Origin of the sequence: Cupriavidus pinatubonensis (assembly GCF_019602855.1) — a bacterium.
Classification (GTDB): domain Bacteria; phylum Pseudomonadota; class Gammaproteobacteria; order Burkholderiales; family Burkholderiaceae; genus Cupriavidus; species Cupriavidus pinatubonensis.
Genome location: NZ_CP080767.1, coordinates 3,345,490 through 3,367,074, shown reverse-complemented (window position 1 = coordinate 3,367,074; position 21,585 = coordinate 3,345,490). Strand labels below are relative to the sequence as shown.

The 21,585-nt window shown below is 65.2% G+C and carries 17 protein-coding genes; 16 read left to right on the top strand and 1 reads right to left on the bottom strand.

Translation table 11 applies throughout. From position 1 onward, the window contains the following. Window positions 1-10 precede the first annotated feature (10 nt). The 11 genes from mraY (at window position 11) to lpxC (ending at window position 12,981) form a co-directional block, all read left to right on the top strand. Window positions 11-1,180 (top strand): phospho-N-acetylmuramoyl-pentapeptide-transferase, encoded by a 1,170-nt coding sequence (mraY, locus tag K2O51_RS28280; protein ID WP_011299127.1) that lies wholly within the window; start codon window positions 11-13, stop codon window positions 1,178-1,180. Between the two features lie 58 nt (window positions 1,181-1,238). Continuing rightward, window positions 1,239-2,750 (top strand): UDP-N-acetylmuramoyl-L-alanine--D-glutamate ligase, encoded by a 1,512-nt coding sequence (murD, locus tag K2O51_RS28275; RefSeq protein ID WP_011299126.1) that lies wholly within the window; start codon window positions 1,239-1,241, stop codon window positions 2,748-2,750. Beyond that, on the top strand, window positions 2,747-3,988 hold the full coding sequence (ftsW, locus tag K2O51_RS28270) for a putative lipid II flippase FtsW (protein WP_011299125.1): 1,242 nt from the start codon (window positions 2,747-2,749) through the stop codon (window positions 3,986-3,988). Before murD ends, ftsW begins: the two co-directional genes overlap by 4 nt. Continuing rightward, window positions 3,985-5,055, top strand: a complete 1,071-nt coding sequence (murG, locus tag K2O51_RS28265) for an undecaprenyldiphospho-muramoylpentapeptide beta-N-acetylglucosaminyltransferase (protein WP_011299124.1) — start codon at window positions 3,985-3,987, stop codon at window positions 5,053-5,055. Before ftsW ends, murG begins: the two co-directional genes overlap by 4 nt. Before the next feature lie 23 nt (window positions 5,056-5,078). Continuing rightward, a complete protein-coding gene (gene murC, locus K2O51_RS28260) occupies window positions 5,079-6,506 on the top strand; it encodes a UDP-N-acetylmuramate--L-alanine ligase (protein WP_011299123.1) in 1,428 nt (475 codons plus the stop codon). Further along, window positions 6,503-7,486, top strand: coding sequence for a D-alanine--D-alanine ligase (locus tag K2O51_RS28255; protein WP_011299122.1), 984 nt, complete (start codon window positions 6,503-6,505; stop codon window positions 7,484-7,486). The genes murC and K2O51_RS28255 overlap by 4 nt, the downstream gene beginning before the upstream one ends. 33 nt (window positions 7,487-7,519) lie before the next feature. Then, window positions 7,520-8,404 (top strand): cell division protein FtsQ/DivIB, encoded by an 885-nt coding sequence (locus tag K2O51_RS28250; protein ID WP_220631072.1) that lies wholly within the window; start codon window positions 7,520-7,522, stop codon window positions 8,402-8,404. After that, window positions 8,401-9,633, top strand: a complete 1,233-nt coding sequence (gene ftsA, locus K2O51_RS28245; RefSeq protein WP_220631071.1) for a cell division protein FtsA — start codon at window positions 8,401-8,403, stop codon at window positions 9,631-9,633. The genes K2O51_RS28250 and ftsA overlap by 4 nt, the downstream gene beginning before the upstream one ends. A 174-nt stretch (window positions 9,634-9,807) precedes the next feature. Beyond that, window positions 9,808-11,004 carry a cell division protein FtsZ gene (gene ftsZ, locus K2O51_RS28240; RefSeq protein ID WP_011299119.1) on the top strand — a complete coding sequence of 399 codons (1,197 nt, stop codon included), beginning with the start codon at window positions 9,808-9,810 and terminating at the stop codon, window positions 11,002-11,004. Window positions 11,005-11,403: 399 nt separating this feature from the next. Beyond that, window positions 11,404-11,910 carry a peroxiredoxin gene (locus tag K2O51_RS28235; RefSeq protein ID WP_011299118.1) on the top strand — a complete coding sequence of 169 codons (507 nt, stop codon included), beginning with the start codon at window positions 11,404-11,406 and terminating at the stop codon, window positions 11,908-11,910. A gap of 153 nt (window positions 11,911-12,063) precedes the next feature. Next, window positions 12,064-12,981 (top strand): UDP-3-O-acyl-N-acetylglucosamine deacetylase, encoded by a 918-nt coding sequence (gene lpxC / locus K2O51_RS28230; RefSeq protein WP_011299117.1) that lies wholly within the window; start codon window positions 12,064-12,066, stop codon window positions 12,979-12,981. 60 nt (window positions 12,982-13,041) lie between these two features. Here the strand turns inward: lpxC and K2O51_RS28225 are convergent, their stop codons facing one another. Continuing rightward, window positions 13,042-13,548 (bottom strand): DciA family protein, encoded by a 507-nt coding sequence (locus tag K2O51_RS28225; protein ID WP_140953489.1) that lies wholly within the window; start codon window positions 13,546-13,548, stop codon window positions 13,042-13,044. 400 nt (window positions 13,549-13,948) lie between these two features. On the opposite strand from K2O51_RS28225, the gene secA reads away from it, so the two are divergent. From secA to K2O51_RS28200, 5 genes are all read left to right on the top strand, one after another. Next, entirely contained in the window at window positions 13,949-16,723 is a 2,775-nt protein-coding gene (gene secA, locus K2O51_RS28220) for a preprotein translocase subunit SecA (protein ID WP_011299115.1), read from the top strand. A 155-nt stretch (window positions 16,724-16,878) separates the two neighbouring features. Beyond that, entirely contained in the window at window positions 16,879-18,105 is a 1,227-nt protein-coding gene (argJ, locus tag K2O51_RS28215; RefSeq protein ID WP_011299114.1) for a bifunctional glutamate N-acetyltransferase/amino-acid acetyltransferase ArgJ, read from the top strand. Window positions 18,106-18,138: 33 nt separating this feature from the next. Beyond that, window positions 18,139-19,035 carry an ATP-binding protein gene (locus tag K2O51_RS28210; protein WP_011299113.1) on the top strand — a complete coding sequence of 299 codons (897 nt, stop codon included), beginning with the start codon at window positions 18,139-18,141 and terminating at the stop codon, window positions 19,033-19,035. Beyond that, on the top strand, window positions 19,032-19,460 hold the full coding sequence (locus tag K2O51_RS28205; protein ID WP_140953488.1) for an NUDIX domain-containing protein: 429 nt from the start codon (window positions 19,032-19,034) through the stop codon (window positions 19,458-19,460). Before K2O51_RS28210 ends, K2O51_RS28205 begins: the two co-directional genes overlap by 4 nt. Window positions 19,461-19,539: 79 nt before the next feature. Next, window positions 19,540-21,579: an OPT family oligopeptide transporter gene (locus K2O51_RS28200; RefSeq protein ID WP_220631070.1), complete on the top strand. Its 2,040-nt coding sequence runs from the start codon at window positions 19,540-19,542 to the stop codon at window positions 21,577-21,579. Window positions 21,580-21,585: the final 6 nt, after the last annotated feature.

Sequence of the window (21,585 nt, the reverse complement as noted above, 5' to 3'; positions counted from 1 at the left end):
GTAGAACACGATGTTATTGGCTCTGGCCCAGTGGCTGCAAAACGATTACAGCTTCCTTCGGGTCGTCAACTACCTGACCTTCCGCGCGGTGATGGCCAACCTCACCGCGCTGGTGATCGGCCTTGCCGCCGGTCCGTGGGTCATCCGCAAACTGACCGAGCTGAAGGTCGGCCAGGCCGTGCGCACGATCGGCCCGCAGACCCATCTGGTCAAGTCCGGCACGCCGACTATGGGTGGCGTGCTGGTGCTCGTTTCCATCGCCATCTCTACCGTGCTGTGGTGCGACTGGGGCAACCGCTTCATCTGGGTGGTGATGCTGGTGACGCTCGGCTATGGCGCCATTGGCTGGGTCGACGACTACCGCAAGGTGGTCTATCGCGATCCGCGCGGCATGTCGAGCCGCGAGAAGTTCTTCTGGCAGACGCTGATTGGCCTTGTCGCCGCGGTCTACCTGGCGTTCTCGGTGTCGGAAAGCAGCAATGTGCGGGTCTGGGACCTGTTCCTGAGCTGGGTCGAGGGCGGCCTGTCGCTGGATATGCCGTACAAGTCCAACCTGATCGTGCCCTTCTTCAAGGAAGTCAGCTATCCGCTGGGTGTGGCCGGCTTCATCGTGCTGACCTATCTGGTGATCGTCGGCTCCAGCAACGCCGTGAACCTGACTGATGGCCTCGACGGCCTGGTGATCATGCCAGTGGTGCTGGTTGGCGGCGCGCTGGGCGCCTTCGCTTATGTGATGGGCAGTTCGGTCTACAGCAAATACCTGCTGTTCCCGCATATTCCGGGCGCGGGCGAACTGCTGATCTTCTGTTCGGCGATGGCGGGCGCGGGGCTGGCCTTCCTCTGGTTCAACGCGCATCCGGCGCAGGTGTTCATGGGCGACGTTGGTGCGCTGGCACTCGGCGGCGCGCTCGGGACCGTGGCCGTGATCGTGCGCCAGGAGATCGTGCTGTTCGTGATGGGTGGCATCTTCGTCGTGGAAACCGTGTCGGTGATGCTGCAGGTCACGTGGTTCAAGATCACCAAGCGCCGCTATGGCGAAGGGCGAAGGCTCTTCCGCATGGCGCCGCTGCATCACCATTTCGAGCTGAGCGGCTGGAAGGAAACGCAGGTCACCGTGCGCTTCTGGATCGTCACCATGCTGCTGGTGCTGATCGGGCTGTCCACGCTGAAGCTGCGCTGATTCGGGCGCTTTCTATATAGACAACAGGATTACTGAACTCAAAAGGCAGGAATACGAAGTGTTTGGCGAGCTGCAAAAACCTCATGTGCTGGTACTGGGCCTCGGCGAATCGGGGCTGGCCATGGCGCGCTGGTGTGGCCTGAACGGCTGCGCCGTGCGCGTGGCCGACACGCGCGAGGCACCCGCCAACCTTGTCTTCCTGCAGGCCGAACTGATGTCGGCCGAGTTCGTGGGCGGCCCGTTCGCCGAAAGCCTGCTCGACGGCATCGGCCTGGTGGCGATCAGCCCGGGCTTGTCGCCGCTGGAGGCGAATACCGGCGAGCTGCTGGCCGCGGCACGCCAGCGCGGTATCCCCGTGTGGGGCGAGATCGAACTGTTCGCGCGCGCGCTCGCGCACCTGCAGGCCGAATCCGGCTATGCGCCGAAGGTGCTCGCGATCACCGGCACCAACGGCAAGACGACTACGACCGCGCTGACCGGCCGGCTGGTCGAGCGCGCCGGCAAGAGCGTGGCGGTGGCCGGCAATATCAGCCCGTCGGCGCTCGACAAGCTGTCGGCGTGCATTGCTTCGGCCACGCTGCCGGACGTCTGGGTGCTCGAGTTGTCGAGCTTCCAGCTCGAAACGACGCATACGCTGGCGCCGCACGCGGCGACCGTGCTCAACGTCACGCAGGATCACCTCGACTGGCATGGCTCGATGGAAGCCTATGCCGCGTCCAAGGCGCGCATCTTCGGACCGGCCGGCACGGCTTGCGTGCAGGTGCTGAACCGCAATGACCGCCTGACCATGGACATGGCCCGCCCGGGCACGGCACCGGTGACCTTCGGCACCGACCTGCCCGAGACGCCGGGCAGCTTCGGCGTGCTGCGCGAAGGCGGCATGCCGTGGCTGGTGCTCGCCGAACCCGACTCGGAAGCGGAAGGGGAGGGCAAGCCGCGCCGCCGCAAGGCCGATGCCACCGCGCAGGAGGCCGTGCCGGTGCGCCACAAGCGCCTGATGCCGGCCGACGCGCTGCATATCCGCGGCATGCACAACGCTACCAACGCCATGGCGGCGCTGGCGCTGTGCCGCGCGATCGACCTGCCGCTCAACGCGCTGCTGCATGGCCTGCGCGAATATCGTGGCGAGCCGCATCGCGTGGAGTGGGTCGCCACTATCGATGAAGTCGAGTATTTCGACGACAGCAAGGGCACCAACGTGGGCGCCACGGTGGCCGCGCTGTCGGGTCTGGACAAGCGCGTCGTGCTGATTGCCGGCGGCGAAGGCAAGGGTCAGGATTTCTCGCCGCTGGCCGCGCCGGTCGCGCAGTACGCGCGCGCCGTGGTGCTGATCGGCCGTGCAGCGGGCGAGTTGCGCGATGCGCTGCAAGGCAGCGGCGCGTCGCTGGTCGACGCGGCCACGCTTGAAGAAGCCGTCAACAAGGCGGCGGAGCTGGCTGAAGGCGGCGACGTTGTGCTCCTGTCGCCGGCCTGCGCCAGCCTCGACATGTTCCGTAACTACGTGCACCGCGCCGAAGTGTTCCGCTCGGCGGTGGAAGAACTGGCCCTGTCGCGGGGGATCATGCCATGAGTGAATCGCAGGTCAAGCGCAGCGGTTTCATCGGCGCCACCATCGGCAATGCCTGGGGTGGCCTGCGCGATGCGGTGTCCGGCGTCAAGCCGACCCGTTCGCGCATGATGGAGTACGACCAGCCCCTGCTGTGGGTGGCGATCGTGCTGCTCGCGCTCGGCCTGGTGATGGTCTACTCGGCGTCGATTGCGCTGCCGGATTCGCCGCGCTACGCCAACTATCGCGAAAGCCATTTCCTGGTCCGCCATGCGTTCGCGCTGCTGATCGGGCTGTCGGTCGGCCTGGCGGCGTTCCAGATTCCCGTGAAGGTGTGGGACCGATACGCGCCCAAGCTGTTCATCATCGCGCTGGTGCTGCTGGTGATCGTGCTGGTGCCGTTCGTCGGCAAGGGCGTGAATGGCGCGCGCCGCTGGATTCCCCTCGGCATCATGAACTTCCAGCCGTCGGAGCTGATGAAGCTGGCCGTGGTGCTGTACGCGGCCAACTACACCGTGCGCAAGCAGGAGTGGATGCAGACCGTGTCCAAGGGCTTCCTGCCAATGGGTGTGGCGGTCGTGGTGGTCGGCATGCTGCTGCTGCTCGAGCCGGACATGGGCGCGTTCCTCGTGATCGCCGCGGTGGCCATGGGCATTCTGTTCCTTGGCGGCATCAACGGCAAGCTGTTCGCGGGACTGGTCGGTGTGGCGGTCGGCGCGTTTGCGCTGCTGATCACGGCATCGCCATGGCGGCGTGAACGGATCTTTGCATACCTCAATCCGTGGGAAGAGAGCAACGCGCTCGGCAAGGCGTACCAGTTGACCCACTCGCTGATCGCGTTTGGCCGTGGCGAATGGACCGGTGTCGGCCTTGGCGGCAGCATCGAAAAATTGCACTACCTGCCTGAAGCGCATACCGACTTCATCCTCGCCGTGATTGGCGAGGAATTTGGCTTTGTGGGCGTGCTGGTCGTCATCATCCTGTTCTACTGGATGGTGCGCCGCGCGTTCGGCATCGGCCGCACCGCGCTGCAACTCGACCGCACGTTTGCCGGCCTCGTGGCCAAGGGCATTGGCGTGTGGATCGGCTGGCAGACCTTTATCAATATGGGCGTGAACCTGGGCCTGCTGCCGACCAAGGGATTGACGCTGCCGCTGGTGAGCTATGGCGGCTCGGGCATTCTGATGAATTGCATGGCTTTGGCGATCCTGCTCCGTATCGACTATGAAAACCGTGTGCTGATGCGTGGAGGGAAGGTATGACGCAGCAGCGCACGTTGCTCGTGATGGCCGGCGGCACCGGGGGGCATGTATTCCCCGGGTTGGCGGTCGCGCACGCGCTGCGCGAGCAGGGCTGGAAGGTGGTCTGGCTGGGCAACCGTACCGGCATGGAGGCCACGCTGGTGCCCAAGCATGACATCCCGATGGAGTTCATCCAGTTCGGCGGGCTGCGTGGCAAGGGGCTCGTGACCAAGTTCCTGTTGCCGCTGAACTTGCTGCGCGCGTTCTGGCAGAGCCTCGGCGCGCTGCGCCGCGTGCGGCCGAGCGTGGTGCTGGGCATGGGCGGCTATATCACGTTCCCGGCGGGCATGATGGCCTCGCTGCTCGGGCGGCCGCTGGTGCTGCACGAGCAGAACTCGATTGCCGGACTCGCCAACAAGGTGCTTGCCAAAGTGGCGGACCGCGTGCTGTGCGCGTTCCCGGATACGCTGCCCGACAGCGAGTGGACCGGGAACCCGGTACGCGAAGAGCTCGCACACATGGCGGAACCGGAGGCACGCTATGACATACGCACCGGCCCGCTGAACGTGCTGGTGGTCGGCGGCAGCCTGGGCGCCGCGGCGCTCAACGACGTCGTGCCGAAGGCGATCGCCATGCTGCCTGAAGCGCAGCGTCCGGTGGTCACGCACCAGGCCGGCGCAAAGCAGATCGACAAGCTGCGTGCGAACTATGCCGCCGCGCAAGTGTCTGCTCAGACCCTGCCTTTTATCGATGACATGGCGAAGGCGTATGCCGACGCCGACCTGGTGATCTGCCGCGCGGGCGCGATGACGGTCTCGGAAGTGGCGGCCGCCGGTGTGGCGGCGCTGTTCGTGCCGTTCCCGCACGCGGTGGACGATCACCAGACGACCAATGCGGAATTCCTGTCCAAGCAGGGTGCAGCCCTGCTTGTGCAGCAACAAGAACTGACGGCGGACGGGCTGGCGAAGACCATCGCCGGCCTGAACCGGCCGCAACTGAAAGAGATGGCGCGCCTGGCGCGCGGACTGGCCAAGCCTGAGGCAACCCGGCGCGTCGCCGAGGTATGCAGCCAGATGGCCAGGGACTGAAGCCCAATACATGTAGTGACTCAATGAAGCATATCGTCAAAAACATCCACTTCGTAGGCATCGGCGGCGCCGGCATGAGCGGCATCGCGGAGGTCCTGCTGAACCTGGGCTACAAGGTCTCGGGTTCCGATGTGGGCAGCAACGCCGCCACGCGGCGCCTGGCTTCGCTCGGTGCCACGGTCATGCACGGGCATGACGCGGCGAACATCGCCGGTGCGAACGCCGTGGTGGTTTCCACGGCCGTGAGCGGGGACAACCCCGAAGTGCTGGCCGCCCGCAGCAAGCGTATCCCGGTGGTGCCGCGCGCGGTGATGCTGGCCGAGTTGATGCGCCTGAAGCAGGGCGTCGCCATTGCCGGCACGCACGGCAAGACCACGACCACGAGCCTGGTGGCGTCGGTGCTGGCCGAGGGCGGGCTCGACCCGACCTTCGTGATCGGCGGCCGCCTGAATTCCGCGGGTGCTAATGCGCGCCTGGGCACGGGCGATTTCATCGTGGCCGAAGCCGATGAATCCGATGCCTCGTTCCTGAACCTGTTCCCGGTCATCGAAGTCATCACGAACATCGATGCCGACCACATGGACACCTACGGGCACGACTTCGCTCGGCTCAAGCAGGCGTTCATCGAATTCACGCAGCGCCTGCCGTTCTACGGCATCGCCGTGCTGTGCGTGGACGATCCGAACGTGCGCGAGATTCTGCCATTCGTGTCCAAGCCTGTCGTGCGCTATGGCTTTGCCGAGGATGCACAGATCCGCGCTGTCAATGCGCGCGCAGTCGATGGCCAGATGCATTTCACCGTGCTGCGCCACCTCAACGGCCATGCCGAACCGCCACTCGACGTGGTGCTGAACCTGCCCGGCCTGCACAACGTGCAGAACGCGCTGGCCGCGATCGCGATTGCGACGGAACTGGAAGTCCCGGACGCCGCGATCGTCAAGGCGCTGCGCGAGTTCCACGGCGTAGGACGCCGCTTCCAGCGCTACGGCGAAGTGGCCACGGCGGATGGCACCGGCACGTTCACGCTGGTCGACGACTACGGGCACCACCCGGTGGAAATGGCCGCTACGCTCTCCGCCGCGCGCGGCGCGTTCCCGGGCCGCCGCCTGGTGCTGGCGTTCCAGCCGCACCGTTTCACGCGCACGCGCGATTGCTTCGAGGATTTCGTCAAGGTGCTCGGCACCGTTGATGCGTTGTTGCTGGCCGAGGTCTATGCCGCCGGCGAAGCGCCGATCGTCGCGGCCGATGGCCGCGCGCTGACCCGTGCGCTGCGCGTGGCGGCCAAGGTAGAACCTGTTTTCGTGGAGCAGATGGAAGAGATGCCGCAGGCCATCATGAATGCCGCCAGGCCTGGCGACGTGGTCGTAACGATGGGAGCCGGCTCGATCGGCGCGGTACCGGGACAGGTGGTCTCGCACCAGCAGCCGCTGCAGGCGGGAGGTGCGGCATGAGCTTCGTCGCCAATCCCAAGATCGACCCGAAATCGCTGGGCAAGGTCGGCGTGCTGTATGGCGGCCGCTCGGCCGAGCGCGAGATTTCGCTGATGTCCGGCAGCGGCGTGCTGGCCGCGCTGCAGTCGCGCGGCGTGGATGCGCACGGCTTTGACCCGGCCACGCAGAGCGTGGCCGAACTGGCCGCGGCCGGCTTCGACCGCGTCTTCATCGCGCTGCACGGCCGCTACGGCGAGGACGGCACCATGCAGGGCCTGCTCGAGCAGCTCGGCGTGCCCTACACCGGCAGCGGCGTGCTGGCGTCGGCGCTGGCCATGGACAAGCAGGCGACCAAGCGCCTGTGGATGACGCATGACCTGTCCACGCCGCGTTTCGCGATGCTCTATGCCGATACGGACTTCGATGCAGTCGTCGCCGATCTCGGCCTGCCGCTGATCGTCAAGCCGGCGCGCGAAGGCTCGTCGATCGGTCTGAGCAAGGTCACCGATGCGTCGCAGATGCGCGAGGCATTCGAGAAGGCTGCCGCGCTCGACAACGACGTCATTGCAGAGACCTTCATTGACGGCGCCGAGCTGACCTGCCCGTTGGTAGGGGAGGGCGCTACGGCTGAAGCGCTGCCGGTGATTCGCATCGTCGCGCCGGATTCTAACTATGACTATCAAAATAAGTACTTTACTGACGATACCCAATATCTGTGTCCGTCAGGCCTGAGTGCTGAAGTCGAGCGCGAGGTGCAGCAACTGGCGGTGCAGGCCTACCGCGTGCTGGGCTGCCGTGGCTGGGCGCGTGCGGACGTGATGCTGCGCGCCGACGGCAAGCCTTTCCTGCTTGAGATGAATACCTCGCCTGGCATGACCGGCCATTCGCTCGTGCCGATGGCCGCGCGCGCGGCTGGCATCAGCTATGAGGACTTCGTCATGCAGGTGGTGGCCGCCGCGACGCTGGACCTGCATCCGAACGAACACTGGAAACCCGAATAACCCTGGCAAGACCATACCGGACGACCCTGGAACATGTGGCATAACGCACGCCTGCTCAACCTGATCGCTTCCGCGCTGTACGCGCTGGTGGCGCTGATGGCGCTTGCGGCCGGTTTGCTGTGGCTGGCGCAGCGGCCGGTGTTCGCCATTACCCATGTCGTGGTGGCGTCGATGGACGGCGGCGCACTGCGCCACGTCAACGCGCCGAGCGTGCGGTCCAATGCGCTGGGCAAGCTGACCGGCAACTTCTTCACGCTCGACCTGAACGCGGCACGGCTGGTGTTCGAGTCGGTGCCTTGGGTGCGGCGCGCAAGCGTGCGGCGCGAATGGCCCAACGGGCTGGCCGTGGAAGTCGAGGAACACGAAGCGTTGGGCACCTGGGGGGCGGCAGACAGCGGCAGGCTGATCAATACCTATGGAGAGGTGTTCGTCGCCAATACCGCGGAGGCCGAGGAGGACGCCCAGCTGCTGGCGCTCGACGGTCCGCCCGACAGCGAAGGCGACGTGATCGAGAAACTTGAAGTCATGCGCGAATGGTTCAAGCCGCTCAAGGCCGAACCGCTGTCGGTGGCGCTGTCCGGGCGCTATGCATGGCGCACCAAGCTTTCCAACGGCATGGTGGTCGAGCTGGGCCGGGAGCAGAACGATGAAGAGCGCGCAGCGATGGAACAGCGCGTGAAGCGTTTTGTCGCCGCGTGGCCGCAGGTCACCGAGCAGTGGGGCAAGCAGATCGACTACGCGGACCTGCGTTACCCGAACGGGTTCGCGATCCGCACGGCCAGCGCGCGCTTCCTGACCGACGCGCAGGCTGCGGCGGCGGCGAAGGCTGCGGCGGCAGGCAAGGGATCCACAGCAACTGGTACTTCCACTAACAATCCGACGCGACTGAAGAGCAAGAACGCGGAGAAAACCCGATGAGCAAGGAATACAAGGACCTACTAGTCGGTCTCGACATCGGCACCTCGAAGGTGGCCGCCGTGGTGGCGGAACTGCGCCCCGACGGCAGCTACGAGGTGATCGGGATGGGCCAGTCAGAGTCCAAGGGTCTGAAGAAAGGGGTCGTGGTCAATATCGAGGCCACCGTGCAGTCGATCCAGAAGGCGCTGGAAGAGGCCGAGCTGATGGCCGACTGCAAGATTGCCGAGGTGTTCACCGGCATTGCCGGCAGCCATATCCGCAGCTTCAATTCGAGCGGCATGGTGGCCATCAAGGACAAGGAGGTCACGCAGACCGACGTGGCGCGCGTGATCGAGACCGCGAAGGCGGTCAATATCCCGACCGACCAGCAGATCCTGCATATCCTCACGCAGGAATTCATCATCGACGGCCAGGAAGACGTGCGCGAGCCGATCGGCATGAGCGGCATCCGGCTGGAAGTGAAGGTGCATATCGTCACCGGCGCGGTGAGCGCGGCGCAGAACATCGTCAAGTGCGTGCGCCGCTGCGGCCTGGAAGTGCATGACCTGATCCTGCAGCCGCTGGCGTCGAGCCTGGCGGTGCTGACCGACGACGAGAAGGAACTGGGCGTGGTGCTCGTCGACATCGGCGGCGGCACCACCGACATCGCGATCTTCAGCGAGGGCGCGATCCGCCATACGGCCGTGATCCCGATCGCCGGCGACCAGATCACCAACGACATCGCGATGGCGCTGCGCACGCCGACGCCGGATGCCGAGGACATCAAGGTGCAGTACGGCATCGCCAAGCAGGCCATTGCCGATCCGGAAGACATGATCGAGGTGCCCGGCGTGGGCGACCGCGGCACGCGCACGCTGTCGCGCCAGGCGCTGGCGGCGGTGATCGAGCCGCGTATCGAGGAACTGTATTCGCTGGTGCACCAGGTGGTGCGTGAATCGGGCTATGAGGAGCTGCTGTCGTCCGGCGTGGTGATCACCGGCGGCACGGCGATGATGCCGGGCATGGTCGAGCTCGGCGAGGACATCTTCCTGAAACCGGTTCGTGTGGGCGTGCCTGAGTACCGCGGCAACCTGCATGAGGTGGTGAAGAGCCCGCGCTACTCAACGGTGATGGGTCTGTTGCTCGAAGGCCGCGTGCAGCGCATGCGCGGACGAAAGGTGGCTGTGCAGAGCGGCTCGGTCAAGCAGGTGTGGGGCCGCATGAAGGAATGGTTTGTCGGCAACTTCTGACGTGAAGCTTGTCTGACAAAAGGAAAGTCGCGCTGCCCTTGTCGTTCTTGTCTACCTGGACGGGGATGGCGCGTTGAAGTGAACGGTTTCTTTTAATTGGTTTCTTGTTCAGGAACCAGCGGTTGCGGCGGGGAGGCTGCAACGTCTGGGGACTGATTTTTCTCGGAGGCAGTGATGGACTTTGACATGATCGAAACGGAAGTGATGGACGGCACCATCATCAAAGTGGTTGGTGTGGGCGGCGCGGGCGGCAATGCCGTGCAGCACATGATCAGCCGCGGCGTGCAAGGTGTGGAGTTCATCTGCATGAACACCGACGCGCAGGCGCTGAAGCGCTCGACCGCTTCGCGCGTGCTGCAGCTCGGCAATTCGGGCCTGGGTGCCGGCGCCAAGCCGGAAGTCGGCCGCAACTGCGCCGAGCAGGCCCGCGAGCAGATCGCGGACGCACTGCGCGGTGCGCACATGGTCTTCATCACTGCCGGCATGGGCGGCGGCACCGGTACCGGCGCCGCGCCGATCGTCGCTCAGGTGGCCAAGGAAATGGGCATCCTGACCGTGGGCGTGGTCAGCAAGCCGTTCGACTTCGAAGGCGCACGCCGCGCCAAGGTGGCCGAACACGGTTCGAGCGAGCTGGAAAGCTCGGTCGACTCGCTGATCGTCGTGCTCAACGAGAAGCTCTTCGAAGTCATGGGCGATGACGCCGAGATGGACAAGTGCTTCCAGTGCGCCGACGACGTGCTGCACAACGCCGTGGCCGGCATCGCCGAAATCATCAATGTCGATGGCCTGGTGAACGTCGACTTCGAAGACGTGAAGACGGTGATGGGCGAGCAGGGCAAGGCCATGATGGGCACGGCGACCGTGTCGGGCGTGGACCGCGCCCGCCTGGCTGCCGAGCAGGCCGTGGCCAGCCCGCTGCTGGAAGGCGTGGATCTGTCCGGTGCGCGCGGCGTGCTGGTCAACATCACGGCCAGCCGTTCGCTCAAGCTGTCGGAAACCAAGGAAGTCATGAACACCATCCGCAGCTACGCCGCGGAAGATGCGACCGTGATCTTTGGTACGGTGTACGACGATGCAATGGGCGATGCACTGCGCGTTACTGTTGTGGCGACGGGCCTGGGCCGTTCGGCTAAGAAGCAGCAACCGATGACGCTGCTGAAGACCGGTACCGACAACATGCCGGTGCAGATGATGGCCGGCATGGCGGCAGCCGCGACCACGCACCACAGCTCGCCGGACTACAGCGGCCTGGATACCCCGGCCGTGTGGCGCAGCTCGCGTGAATCGGCGTCGGCCCACGTGGCGGCGCTGCAGGAAAAGGGTGTGGATACGTACGATATCCCGGCCTTCCTGCGCAAGCAGGCAGACTGAGCCGGAGCGGCCGGATCCAGCATCGCAGGGCCGGTCCCTGTCGGATTGCACGTCCTTGTCGCGAAGCACGCAGCGCTCCCTATCCGCGCGTGCCTTGCATGGATGGTGTGACCCGCCCGGGCTGCCGGTGATGCCGCGTCCGCGCTGAACCGCCTCCGTTCACATCCTGTCGCCGGGACGGGCGGCCGCTGGCCGCCTCCCCGGACTGGTTCCCGCCCTCCCGGTCGGGATGTGTCGTCGTCCGCGCGGCGCGCTGCAAGGCGCGCCGCGCGGACGTTTTTTGTAGCAAGCTGTATCGAAATGCCACCGGATGTCATCGGCCTTGGACGAGCGCGCCATGGCGCCTATGATTGCCGGCAGGCTTTCAGATCCCTCCTTTTTGACAGGAAGTCACCCACCATGATCGCTGTCGGACAACGCGTGCCGGACGCCACGCTGCAGGAATTCTTCGATACCCAGAGCGAAGGTTGCTCGCTCGGTCCCAATGCCTTCAGCGTCTCGGACCTCGTCAAGGGTCGCAAGATCGTGGTCTTCGCCTTGCCTGGCGCGTTCACGCCGACTTGCTCGGCCAAGCATGTGCCCGGCTACGTGGCCGAAGCACAGGCGCTGCGCGACGCGGGCGTGGACGAAGTCTGGTGTGTTTCGGTCAACGACGCGTTCGTGATGGGCGCCTGGGGCCGCGAACAGCACACTGAAGGCAAGGTGCGCATGATGGCCGACGGAAGCGCAGAATGGACGCGTGCGCTGGGTCTTGACCAGGATTTGTCGGCGCGCGGCATGGGCGTCCGCTCCAAGCGGTACGCCATGGTGCTGGACGATGGCGTCGTGACCCACCTTCAAGTCGAGGCGCCCGGCGAGTTCAAGGCCAGCAGCGCCGAAGCGATGCTAGAGGCGTTGCGCGGCTGACACAGATTCTCAATTCGGTGTGTCGCAAATGACACGTCATGTGCATGTATTAACACACCGAAACAAAGTGTCTTAGCGGGATTTCCCTAGCAGTGGTAAAATCACTTAATCGAATATGAAACCTGATAGGTTTTAATAATTACTGAGGCCGCCATGCTCAAACAGCGCACCATCAAGTCCCTGGTGAAGACGGTCGGCATCGGTCTGCACTCGGGTCGCAAAGTGACGCTGACCCTGCGGCCGGCACCGGCCGACACCGGTATCGTCTTTACCCGCGTGGACCTGCCCGAAGCCGTCGAAATCCCCGCCGCTGCCGGCGCCATAGGCGACACGCGCCTTGCGTCGGTGTTGCAGAAGGATGGTGCGCGTGTGTCGACGGTCGAGCATCTGATGTCGGCCTGTGCCGGCTTGGGCATCGACAACCTCTATGTCGATGTCGACGCCGAAGAAATCCCGATCATGGACGGCAGCGCGGCTTCGTTCGTGTTCCTGCTGCAATCGGCTGGCATCGAACAGCAGAATGCCGCCAAGCGTTTCATCCGCGTGAAAAAGGCCGTGGAAGTGCGCGAGGGCGACAAGCTGGCGCGCCTGGAGCCGTTCTTTGGCTTCAAGCTGTCGTTCACGATTGACTTTCGTCATCCGGCGGTCGACAAGACTGGCCAGAACTTCGAGATCGATTTCGCCGATACCAGCTACGTGCGTGAAATCGCGCGTGCGCGGACCTTTGGCTTCGCCCATGAAGTGGAAGCCTTGCGTGAGATGGGACTGGCACGTGGCGGCAGTCTCGACAATGCGATCGTGCTGGATGAACACCGCATGCTCAACAACGAAGAGCTGCGCTATGGCGATGAGTTCGTGCGCCACAAGATCCTGGATGCGATCGGTGACCTGTATGTGGTCGGCCATCCGCTGATTGGCGCTTATGTGGCGCACAAGTCGGGTCACGGGTTGAACAACCAGTTGCTGCGTGCGTTGCTGGCTGACCAGGAAGCGTATGAGGTAGTGACGTTCGATCGCATGGAGGACGCGCCCGTTGCGTTCCTGCCGCAGGTGCAGCCGGCGTTTGCCTGATCGGGGCCGGCACCGAAAACAAAAAACCGGCCAGAAGGCCGGTTTTTTGTTTCTGTGGTCCTAGCGATGATGCGACAGCAAGGTCTTTAGCGCGTCCTGTAACGGTGACGGCGGCAAACTGCGCGCCAGTTCGTCGAGGCTGGCCAGCCCGACCGCGGTCATCTTCCCGTTGGTCCGCGGCCGCACCACAGGCCCGGTATCCCAGTCACTGTGCCGCGTCGCCTCTGGTTGTACCCGTACCCGGATGGCACTGACCTGCGAGCCCCGCTCCTGCAGGCGGGACAGCAACGTCGGCACCACTTGGCGCACACGCGCCGCCGCCGCGCCATGCGCGGCCAGCAACAGCAGCACCTGTTCCTGCTGAGGTCCCCGCCCGTCGCGCTTGACGCCGGCAACGGCAATGCCGTTGCGCATGCCAGGCGGCAGCAACGACAGCACCTCCGCTTCCAGCGAAGCCAGCTCCCGCGCGGTCTGCATCAGCGCGGAGACAGGTCCGGCCTTGGCCAGCCAGTCATTGAGAGGCTTGGCTGCCGGAGTCTGCAGGGCGTGGTGGGTGAACAGGCGCATCAACACATTTTAACAACTTGGCAGGCTGGTGTTCCGGCATGGCCCCTTCCGTCCGCAGCAGGCGATGCCGCTCGACCGGCCCGCCTGCATTTGAAGGTCCATGTGAACAGCGTGTCACGCAAGCGGCACGATTTCGTGTCGGGTCAGGTGGACTTCCGCGACCGCCGCCGCAATCCGTTTGGCAACGGGTGATTGAACCTTGCCGATCCGCCCCGATCTGTCAATAAATCCACGTCGCGCCGGGGCTTGCCGGGGTGTTGGCAACACGGCGGCCGCTGTCCCGGCCGCGACCCCGGCACATGATAAACTCGGCGTTTTGCGCCAATCTATCCATGCCTGGCACGGCTGGGGCTGCCTATCCATGGGTCGCCGGTCCGGACCGCGCAGGTGAAAGCACTCGATGATCACGGGCCTTCTCAAGAAAGTCTTCGGCAGCCGTAATGAACGGCTGATCAAACAATACCGCCGCACGGTGGAGCAGATCAACGCGCTGGAGCCCAAGTTCGAGCAGCTCTCGGACGACCAACTGCGCGGCATGACCGAGACCTTCCGGCAGCGCCACGCTGGCGGCGAGTCGCTCGAGTCGCTGCTGCCCGAGGCGTTTGCCGTGTGCCGCGAGGCCAGCAAGCGCATCATGAAGATGCGCCACTTCGACGTGCAGCTGATCGGCGGCATGGTGCTCAATGACAACAAGATCGCCGAAATGCGCACCGGCGAAGGCAAGACGCTGACCGCGACGCTGGCCGTGTACCTCAATGCCATCACCGGCAAGGGCGTGCACGTGGTGACCGTCAACGATTACCTGGCCCAGCGCGATGCCGAGTGGATGGGGCGCCTGTACAACTATCTGGGCCTGTCGGTGGGCGTGAACCTGTCGCAGATGGCGCATGACCAGAAGCAGGCCGCGTACAACGCCGACATCACCTACGGCACCAACAACGAGTTCGGCTTCGACTACCTGCGCGACAACATGGTCTATGACCCGTCGCAGCGCGTGCAGCGTCCGCTGAACTACGCGATCGTCGATGAAGTGGACTCGATCCTGATCGACGAGGCGCGTACGCCGCTGATCATCTCGGGCCAGGCCGAGAACCACACCGACCTGTACCAGCGCATGAACGGCATCCCGAGGCTGCTCGAGCGCCAGATCGGCGAGGAAAAGGCCGACGGCACGGGCGTCGAGAAGCCGGGCGACTACTACGTGGATGAAAAGGGCCACCAGGTCTACCTGACCGAGGCTGGCCACGAAAAGGCGGAAGAGATCCTGGCGCAGCAAGGCCTGATCGGCGAGGGCGAATCGCTCTACGCACCGCAGAACATCACGCTGATGCACCACCTGTACGCGGCCCTGCGCGCGCACAGCCTGTTCCATCGCGACCAGCACTACGTGGTGCAGAACGACGAAGTCGTGATCGTCGACGAATTCACGGGCCGCCTGATGACGGGCCGCCGCTGGTCCGACGGTCTGCACCAGGCCGTGGAAGCCAAGGAAGGCGTGTCGATCCAGCAGGAAAACCAGACGCTGGCGACCATCACCTTCCAGAACTACTTCCGCATGTACACCAAGCTGGCCGGCATGACCGGCACGGCTGACACGGAAGCCTACGAATTCCAGGAGATCTACGGCCTGGAAGTGGTCGTGATCCCGACCAACCGCGCGGCGCAGCGCAAGGACCTGCAGGACCAGATCTACAAGACGTCGAAGGAACGCTACGACGCCGTCGTGCGCGATATCCGCGACTGCTACGACCGTGGCCAGCCGGTGCTGGTCGGCACGACCTCGATCGAGACGTCCGAATACCTGTCGGACCTGCTCAACAAGGAAAAGCTGCCGCACCAGGTGCTCAACGCCAAGCAGCACGAGCGCGAAGCCGAGATCGTGGCCCAGGCCGGCCGGCCCAAGATGATCACCATCGCGACCAACATGGCGGGCCGCGGTACCGACATCGTGCTCGGCGGCAACGTGGAGAAGCAGGCAGGCTTTGTCGAGATTGACCCGAACCTGTCGGACGCCGACAAGGCCGCGCGTATCCAGCAACTCAAGGATGAATGGCAGTCGCTGCACGAGCAGGTCAAGTCGTTCGGCGGCCTGCATATCGTGGGCACCGAGCGCCATGAATCGCGCCGTATCGACAACCAGCTGCGTGGCCGTGCCGGGCGCCAGGGCGACCCGGGTTCGTCGCGTTTCTACCTGTCGCTGGACGACCAACTGCTGCGCATTTTCGCAGGCGACCGCGTGCGCGCGATCATGGAACGCCTGAAGATGCCCGAGGGTGAGCCGATCGAGGCCGGCATCGTCACGCGTTCGATCGAATCGGCGCAGCGCAAGGTGGAAGGCCGCAACTTCGACATCCGCAAGCAGCTGCTGCAGTACGACGACGTTGCCAACGACCAGCGCAAGGAAATCTACAAGCTGCGCAACGACGTGCTCGAAGCCAATGACGTCGGCGAAATGGTCAAGAACCTGCGCGAAAGCGTGCTGATCGAGCTGTTCCGCGAGCACGTGGCGGCCGACACCATGGAAGAGCAGTGGGACATCGCCGGCCTCGAAACGCGCCTGCGCGAGGACTGGGGCCTGGAGCTGCCGCTGGCCAAGACCATCGAAGGCGCTCAGAGCATCGAGGACGAGGCGCTGCTCGACATGATCCTCAAGGCGGCCGAGGAACGTTACGAAGGCAAGGTTGCGATGGTGGGCCGCGAATCGTTCGCGGGCTTCGAGCGCTCGGTCATGCTGCAAAGCATCGACTCGCACTGGCGCGAGCACCTGGCCGCGCTGGACCACCTGCGCCAGGGCATCCATCTGCGCGGCTATGCGCAGAAGGATCCGAAGCAGGAATACAAGCGCGAGTCGTTCGAACTGTTCGCGCGCCTGCTGGACGTGATCAAGAACGAAGTCACGCGCGTGACGTTCAACGTGCAGATCCAGTCGCCGGAAGAGCTGGAGCAGGCTTCGGAGCAGATCGAGGAAGGCCTGTCGCACCTGGAGAACGTCCAGTACAAGCACGACGAGTTTGCCGAGGGCCGCGAGCCCGTGGAGGACGCGCCGTCGCTGCGCACGGGCGCTGCGGTGGCCGCCGAGATGGCGGTGGCCGGCATGCCGAAGGTCGGCCGCAACGATCCTTGCCCGTGCGGTTCGGGCAAGAAGTTCAAGCAGTGCCACGGCAAGCTGAGCTGAGCCCCGCGCCAGCCGCGCCGTGCAGGATTGCCCTGGCCGCCGTAGCGGAAGGGGCGAAGAGATAACGACATGCCCGCGCTACGCGGGCATGTTCGTCTGACGACTGAACAGAAACAGGTCAAGCAGGACCACAGGACTACAGGACAGGAGCCGATATGCCCGTCAATCTTCCGCTGCCGCAGGCAGACAACCTGAAACCCGTTGCCGGCGTGGAGCTCGGCTGGGCCGAGGCCGGCATCCGCAAGGCCAACCGCAAGGACGTGCTTGTCGTGCGCGTGGCCGAAGGCAGCACGGTGGCTGGCGTGTTTACGCGCAACCGCTTCTGCGCCGCGCCGGTGCAGGTTTGCCGCGAGAACCTTGCTGGCGGAAAGGGTATTCGCGCGCTGGTGATCAACACTGGCAACGCCAATGCCGGGACCGGCGAGACCGGCCTGGCCAATGCGCGTGCCACATGTGACGCGCTGGCTGGCCAACTGGGCATCGCCGCGAATCAGGTGCTGCCGTTCTCGACCGGCGTGATCCTCGAACAACTGCCGATGGACCGGCTGCTCGCCGGCCTGGCACCGGCCATCGCCAACGCCAAGGCTGACAACTGGCTGGCCGCAGCGGAATCGATCATGACCACCGACACGCAGCCCAAGGCGGCGTCGCGCACGGTACAGATCGACGGCAAGACGGTCACGCTGAGCGGTATCAGCAAGGGCGCTGGCATGATCCGCCCGAACATGGCGACCATGCTCGGCTTCATCGCCACCGACGCGGCCGTGGCCCAGCCGGTGCTACAGGCGCTGGTGTCGCATGCGGCCGACCACTCGTTCAACAGCATCACGATCGACGGCGATACGTCGACCAACGATTCTTTCGTGCTGATCGCCACGGGCAAGTCGGGCGCCGCGATCGACCGCGCCGACGGCCCGGCCTTCGAGGCGCTGCGCGAGGCCGTGACCAGCCTGGCCCAGGAACTCGCGCAGATGATCGTGCGCGACGGCGAGGGCGCCACCAAGCTGATGACCATCCGCGTGGAAGGCGGCAAGGACGTGGCTGAATGCCGCCAGATCGCTTATGCCGTGGCCCACTCGCCGCTGGTCAAGACCGCGTTCTACGCTTCGGACCCCAACCTCGGCCGTATCCTGGCCGCAGTCGGCTACGCCGGTGTGGATGATCTCGATGTCGACCGCGTCAACCTGTGGCTTGACGACGTCTGGGTCGCGCGCGACGGCGGCCGCAACCCCGAATACCGGGAAGAAGACGGCCAGCGCGTGATGAAGCAGGCCGAAATCACCGTGCGCATCGCGCTGGGCCGCGGCAACGCCGAGGCCACGGTGTGGACCTGCGACCTCTCGCACGACTACGTATCGATCAACGCGGACTACCGTTCCTGATCATCGCCCCCTGTTCAACGACGCTCTGCTGCCATGTCTGACCTCGCCTCTCGCCTCGACAATTTCCTCGCCCGACTCGAACAGTGGCTACCGCCGCAGCTCACGGAAGCGGACTGGCAGGAAGCGGTAGCGTTCCGCTGGCGCAAGCGGCAGAGCCTGTTCGGCAATATTGGCTACCTGCAACCGGTGCGCCAACTGCCGCCGATCCACCTGGACGACCTCAAGAACATCGAGCGCCAGAAGGACGCCATCGTCGCCAATACGCGCCAGTTCGTGAACAAGCTGCCGGCCAACAACGTGCTGCTGACCGGCGCGCGCGGGACCGGCAAGTCGTCGCTGATCAAGGCCTGTCTCAATGCCTTCGTCAAGGACGGGCTGCGTCTCGTGGAAGTCGACAAGAGCGACCTCGGCGATCTCGGCGATATCGTCGAGCAGGTCTCGCAGCGCCCCGAGCGCTTCGTGATCTTCTGCGATGACCTGTCATTCGAGGACGGCGAGTCGGGCTACAAGGCGCTCAAGTCGGCGCTGGACGGCTCGGTCGCCGCGCAGTCGGACAATGTGCTTGTGTACGCGACGTCGAACCGCCGCCATCTGTTGCCCGAGTACATGAAGGACAACGAGTCCTACCGCCACACCGAGGACGGCGAAATCCATCCCGGCGAAGTCGTCGAGGAAAAGATCTCGCTGTCCGAGCGTTTCGGCCTGTGGCTGTCGTTCTACCCGCCCAAGCAGGACGAGTATCTGTCGATCGTCGGCCACTGGCTGAAGCACTTCGGCTGCACCGACGAGGACATCGCCGCAGCGCGTGGCGATGCCCTGGTTTGGGCGCTCGAACGCGGCTCGCGTTCGGGCCGCGTGGCGTGGCAGTTTGCACGCGACTGGGGCGGCAAGCATGGCAAGCCGTTCATCGCGGATGTGGAGGGCGCATGACGCAGACGCAAGACAGCACGACGCCCCGCAAGGTGACCGAAGTGGCCGTGGGCGTGCTGGTGCAGCCCGATGGCCGCTTCCTGCTGGCGCAGCGCCCGGGCGGCAAGCCGTATGAGGGCTACTGGGAATTTCCCGGCGGCAAGCTGGAACCGGGCGAGACGGTGGAAGCCGCGCTCGCGCGCGAGTTGCATGAAGAGCTGGGCCTGGACATTACCGAGTGCGTGCGCTGGCATGTGCTAGAACACGATTACCCGCACGCCTACGTGCGGCTGCATTTCTGCAAGGTCACGGCCTGGCGCGGTGACCCGGTCGGCCGCGAAGGGCAGGCTTTTTCCTGGCAGACGGTCCCCGTGACGGTGGAACCGCTGCTGCCGGCCACCATCCCGGTGGTCGAATGGCTGGGCGAAGAATCCCGGCCCGCCTGACAATTCGAGCTTTACCCGCGCCCCTGCGGCTGCGGCGCCCGTGATCGCGCCGGCATAACAACAGCAAGAAAGGATCCGTATGCTACGTGCAGACCGCGTTGCCGACGATATTTCCCTGCCTGAGCTGACCCTGCGCGGCATCATCCTGGGGGCGCTGATCACGGTGGTGTTCACCGCCTCCAATATCTATCTGGGTCTTAAGGTCGGGCTGACCTTTTCCTCGGCGATTCCGGCGGCCGTCATCTCGATGGCGGTGCTGCGCCTGTTTCCGGGCGCCAATATCCTCGAAAACAATATGGTGCAGACGCAGGCCTCGGCCGCGGGCACCCTGTCGTCGATCATCTTCGTACTGCCGGGCCTGGTGATGCTGGGTCACTGGCAGGGCTTCCCGTTCTGGCAGACGCTGTCGATCTGCGCGGCCGGCGGCATGCTTGGCGTGCTGTTCAGCATCCCGCTGCGTCACGCAATGGTGGTGCAGAGCGAACTGCCGTATCCGGAGGGCGTGGCCGCTGCGGAAATCCTGCGCGTGGGCAGCGCAGGGCAGGATGTGGCGCCGGGCGCGAAGAAGCAGGGCACCGGTCTGGCCGACCTGATGGCCGGCGGTCTCGTGGCCGGCGTGTTCAGCTTTGCCGCAGGCGGACTGCGCTTGCTGGCGGAGGGCGCGAACCTGTGGCTCGCCGCTGGCGCTTCGGTAGTGCGGTTCTCGATGGGCTTCTCGCTCGCGCTGGTCGGCGCGGGCTACCTGGTCGGCATCGTCGGCGGTCTGGCCATGTTGCTCGGCCTGCTGCTGACGTGGGGCATCGCCGTGCCGTGGCTGACAGCCATCACGCCGCGCCCGGAGGGCGCCACGCTACAGGCTTTTGGCACCATGGTGTGGAGCACGCAAGTGCGCTTCATCGGCGCAGGCACGATCGGTATCGCGGCGATCTGGACGCTGATAACGCTGGCCAGGCCGATGCTCGACGGCATCCGTGCCTCGCTGGGCGCGATCAAGGGCGCAGGCGCGGCGGGCGGCGCCGGTGTGCCGCGCACGCGGCAGGACATGCCGGTGCGCTGGATCGGCGTGCTCGCGGTCGTGCTGGCAGTGGTGCTCGCGGTCACCTTCGGCTACTTCATGATGCCTGCGCCGCTGGATGCGGGTGCACGCTGGCGCCTGGTCGGCTGCGCGGTGCTGTTTGCGTTCGTGTTCGGCTTCCTGGTCGCGGCCGCGTGCGGCTACATGGCCGGGCTCGTGGGCTCGTCGGCAAGCCCGATTTCGGGCATCGGCATCATCGCGGTGATCCTGGTGTCGCTGCTGATCCTTCTGATCGGCACAGCGGACGGTTTGCTCGATACGCCCGATGGCAGCAAGTTTGCCATTGCACTCGCCATCTTCACGACCTCGGCCGTGCTGGCGGTGGCGACCATCTCCAATGACAACCTGCAGGACCTGAAGACCGGCTGGCTTGTGGGCGCGACGCCGTGGCGCCAGCAGGTCGCGCTGCTGATCGGCTGCGCGGTCGGTGCGGCGGTGATCCCGCCGGTGCTGGATCTGCTCTACAACGCCTACGGGTTTGCGGGTGCCTTGCCGCGCACGGGCATGGATCCGGGCCAGGCTCTGGCGGCGCCGCAGGCCACGCTGATGACGGCCATTGCTACCGGCATCTTCACGCACAAGCTCAACTGGAACATGATCCTGATCGGCATCGCGCTAGGCGTGGTGCTGATCGTGATCGACGAGATCCTGCGCCGCCGCGGCGGTACCGCACGCTTGCCGGTGCTGGCGGTGGGCATCGGCATTTACCTGCCGCCGACCATCAGTTCGGCGCTGGTGGTGGGGGCGGTGCTGGCGTGGGTCCTGCTGCGCGCCGAGCGCCGCCGCGCTATCGCACGTGGGGACGACGTCAAGCTGGCGCTCGAACATGCCGAACGCCGCGGCACGCTGCTGGCCTCGGGGCTGATCGTCGGGGAAAGCCTGATCGGGGTGCTGCTGGCGGCCGTGATCGGCCTGTCCGGCAAGGATGCGCCGCTGGCGGTGGTGGGCGAGGGCTTCGCCGGCACGGCCGAATGGCTCGGGCTGGCGGTGTTCGTGCTCGTGTGCGTGGGGTTCTACCGCCGCGTGCTGGCCGCGGCGCACTGACTGCGC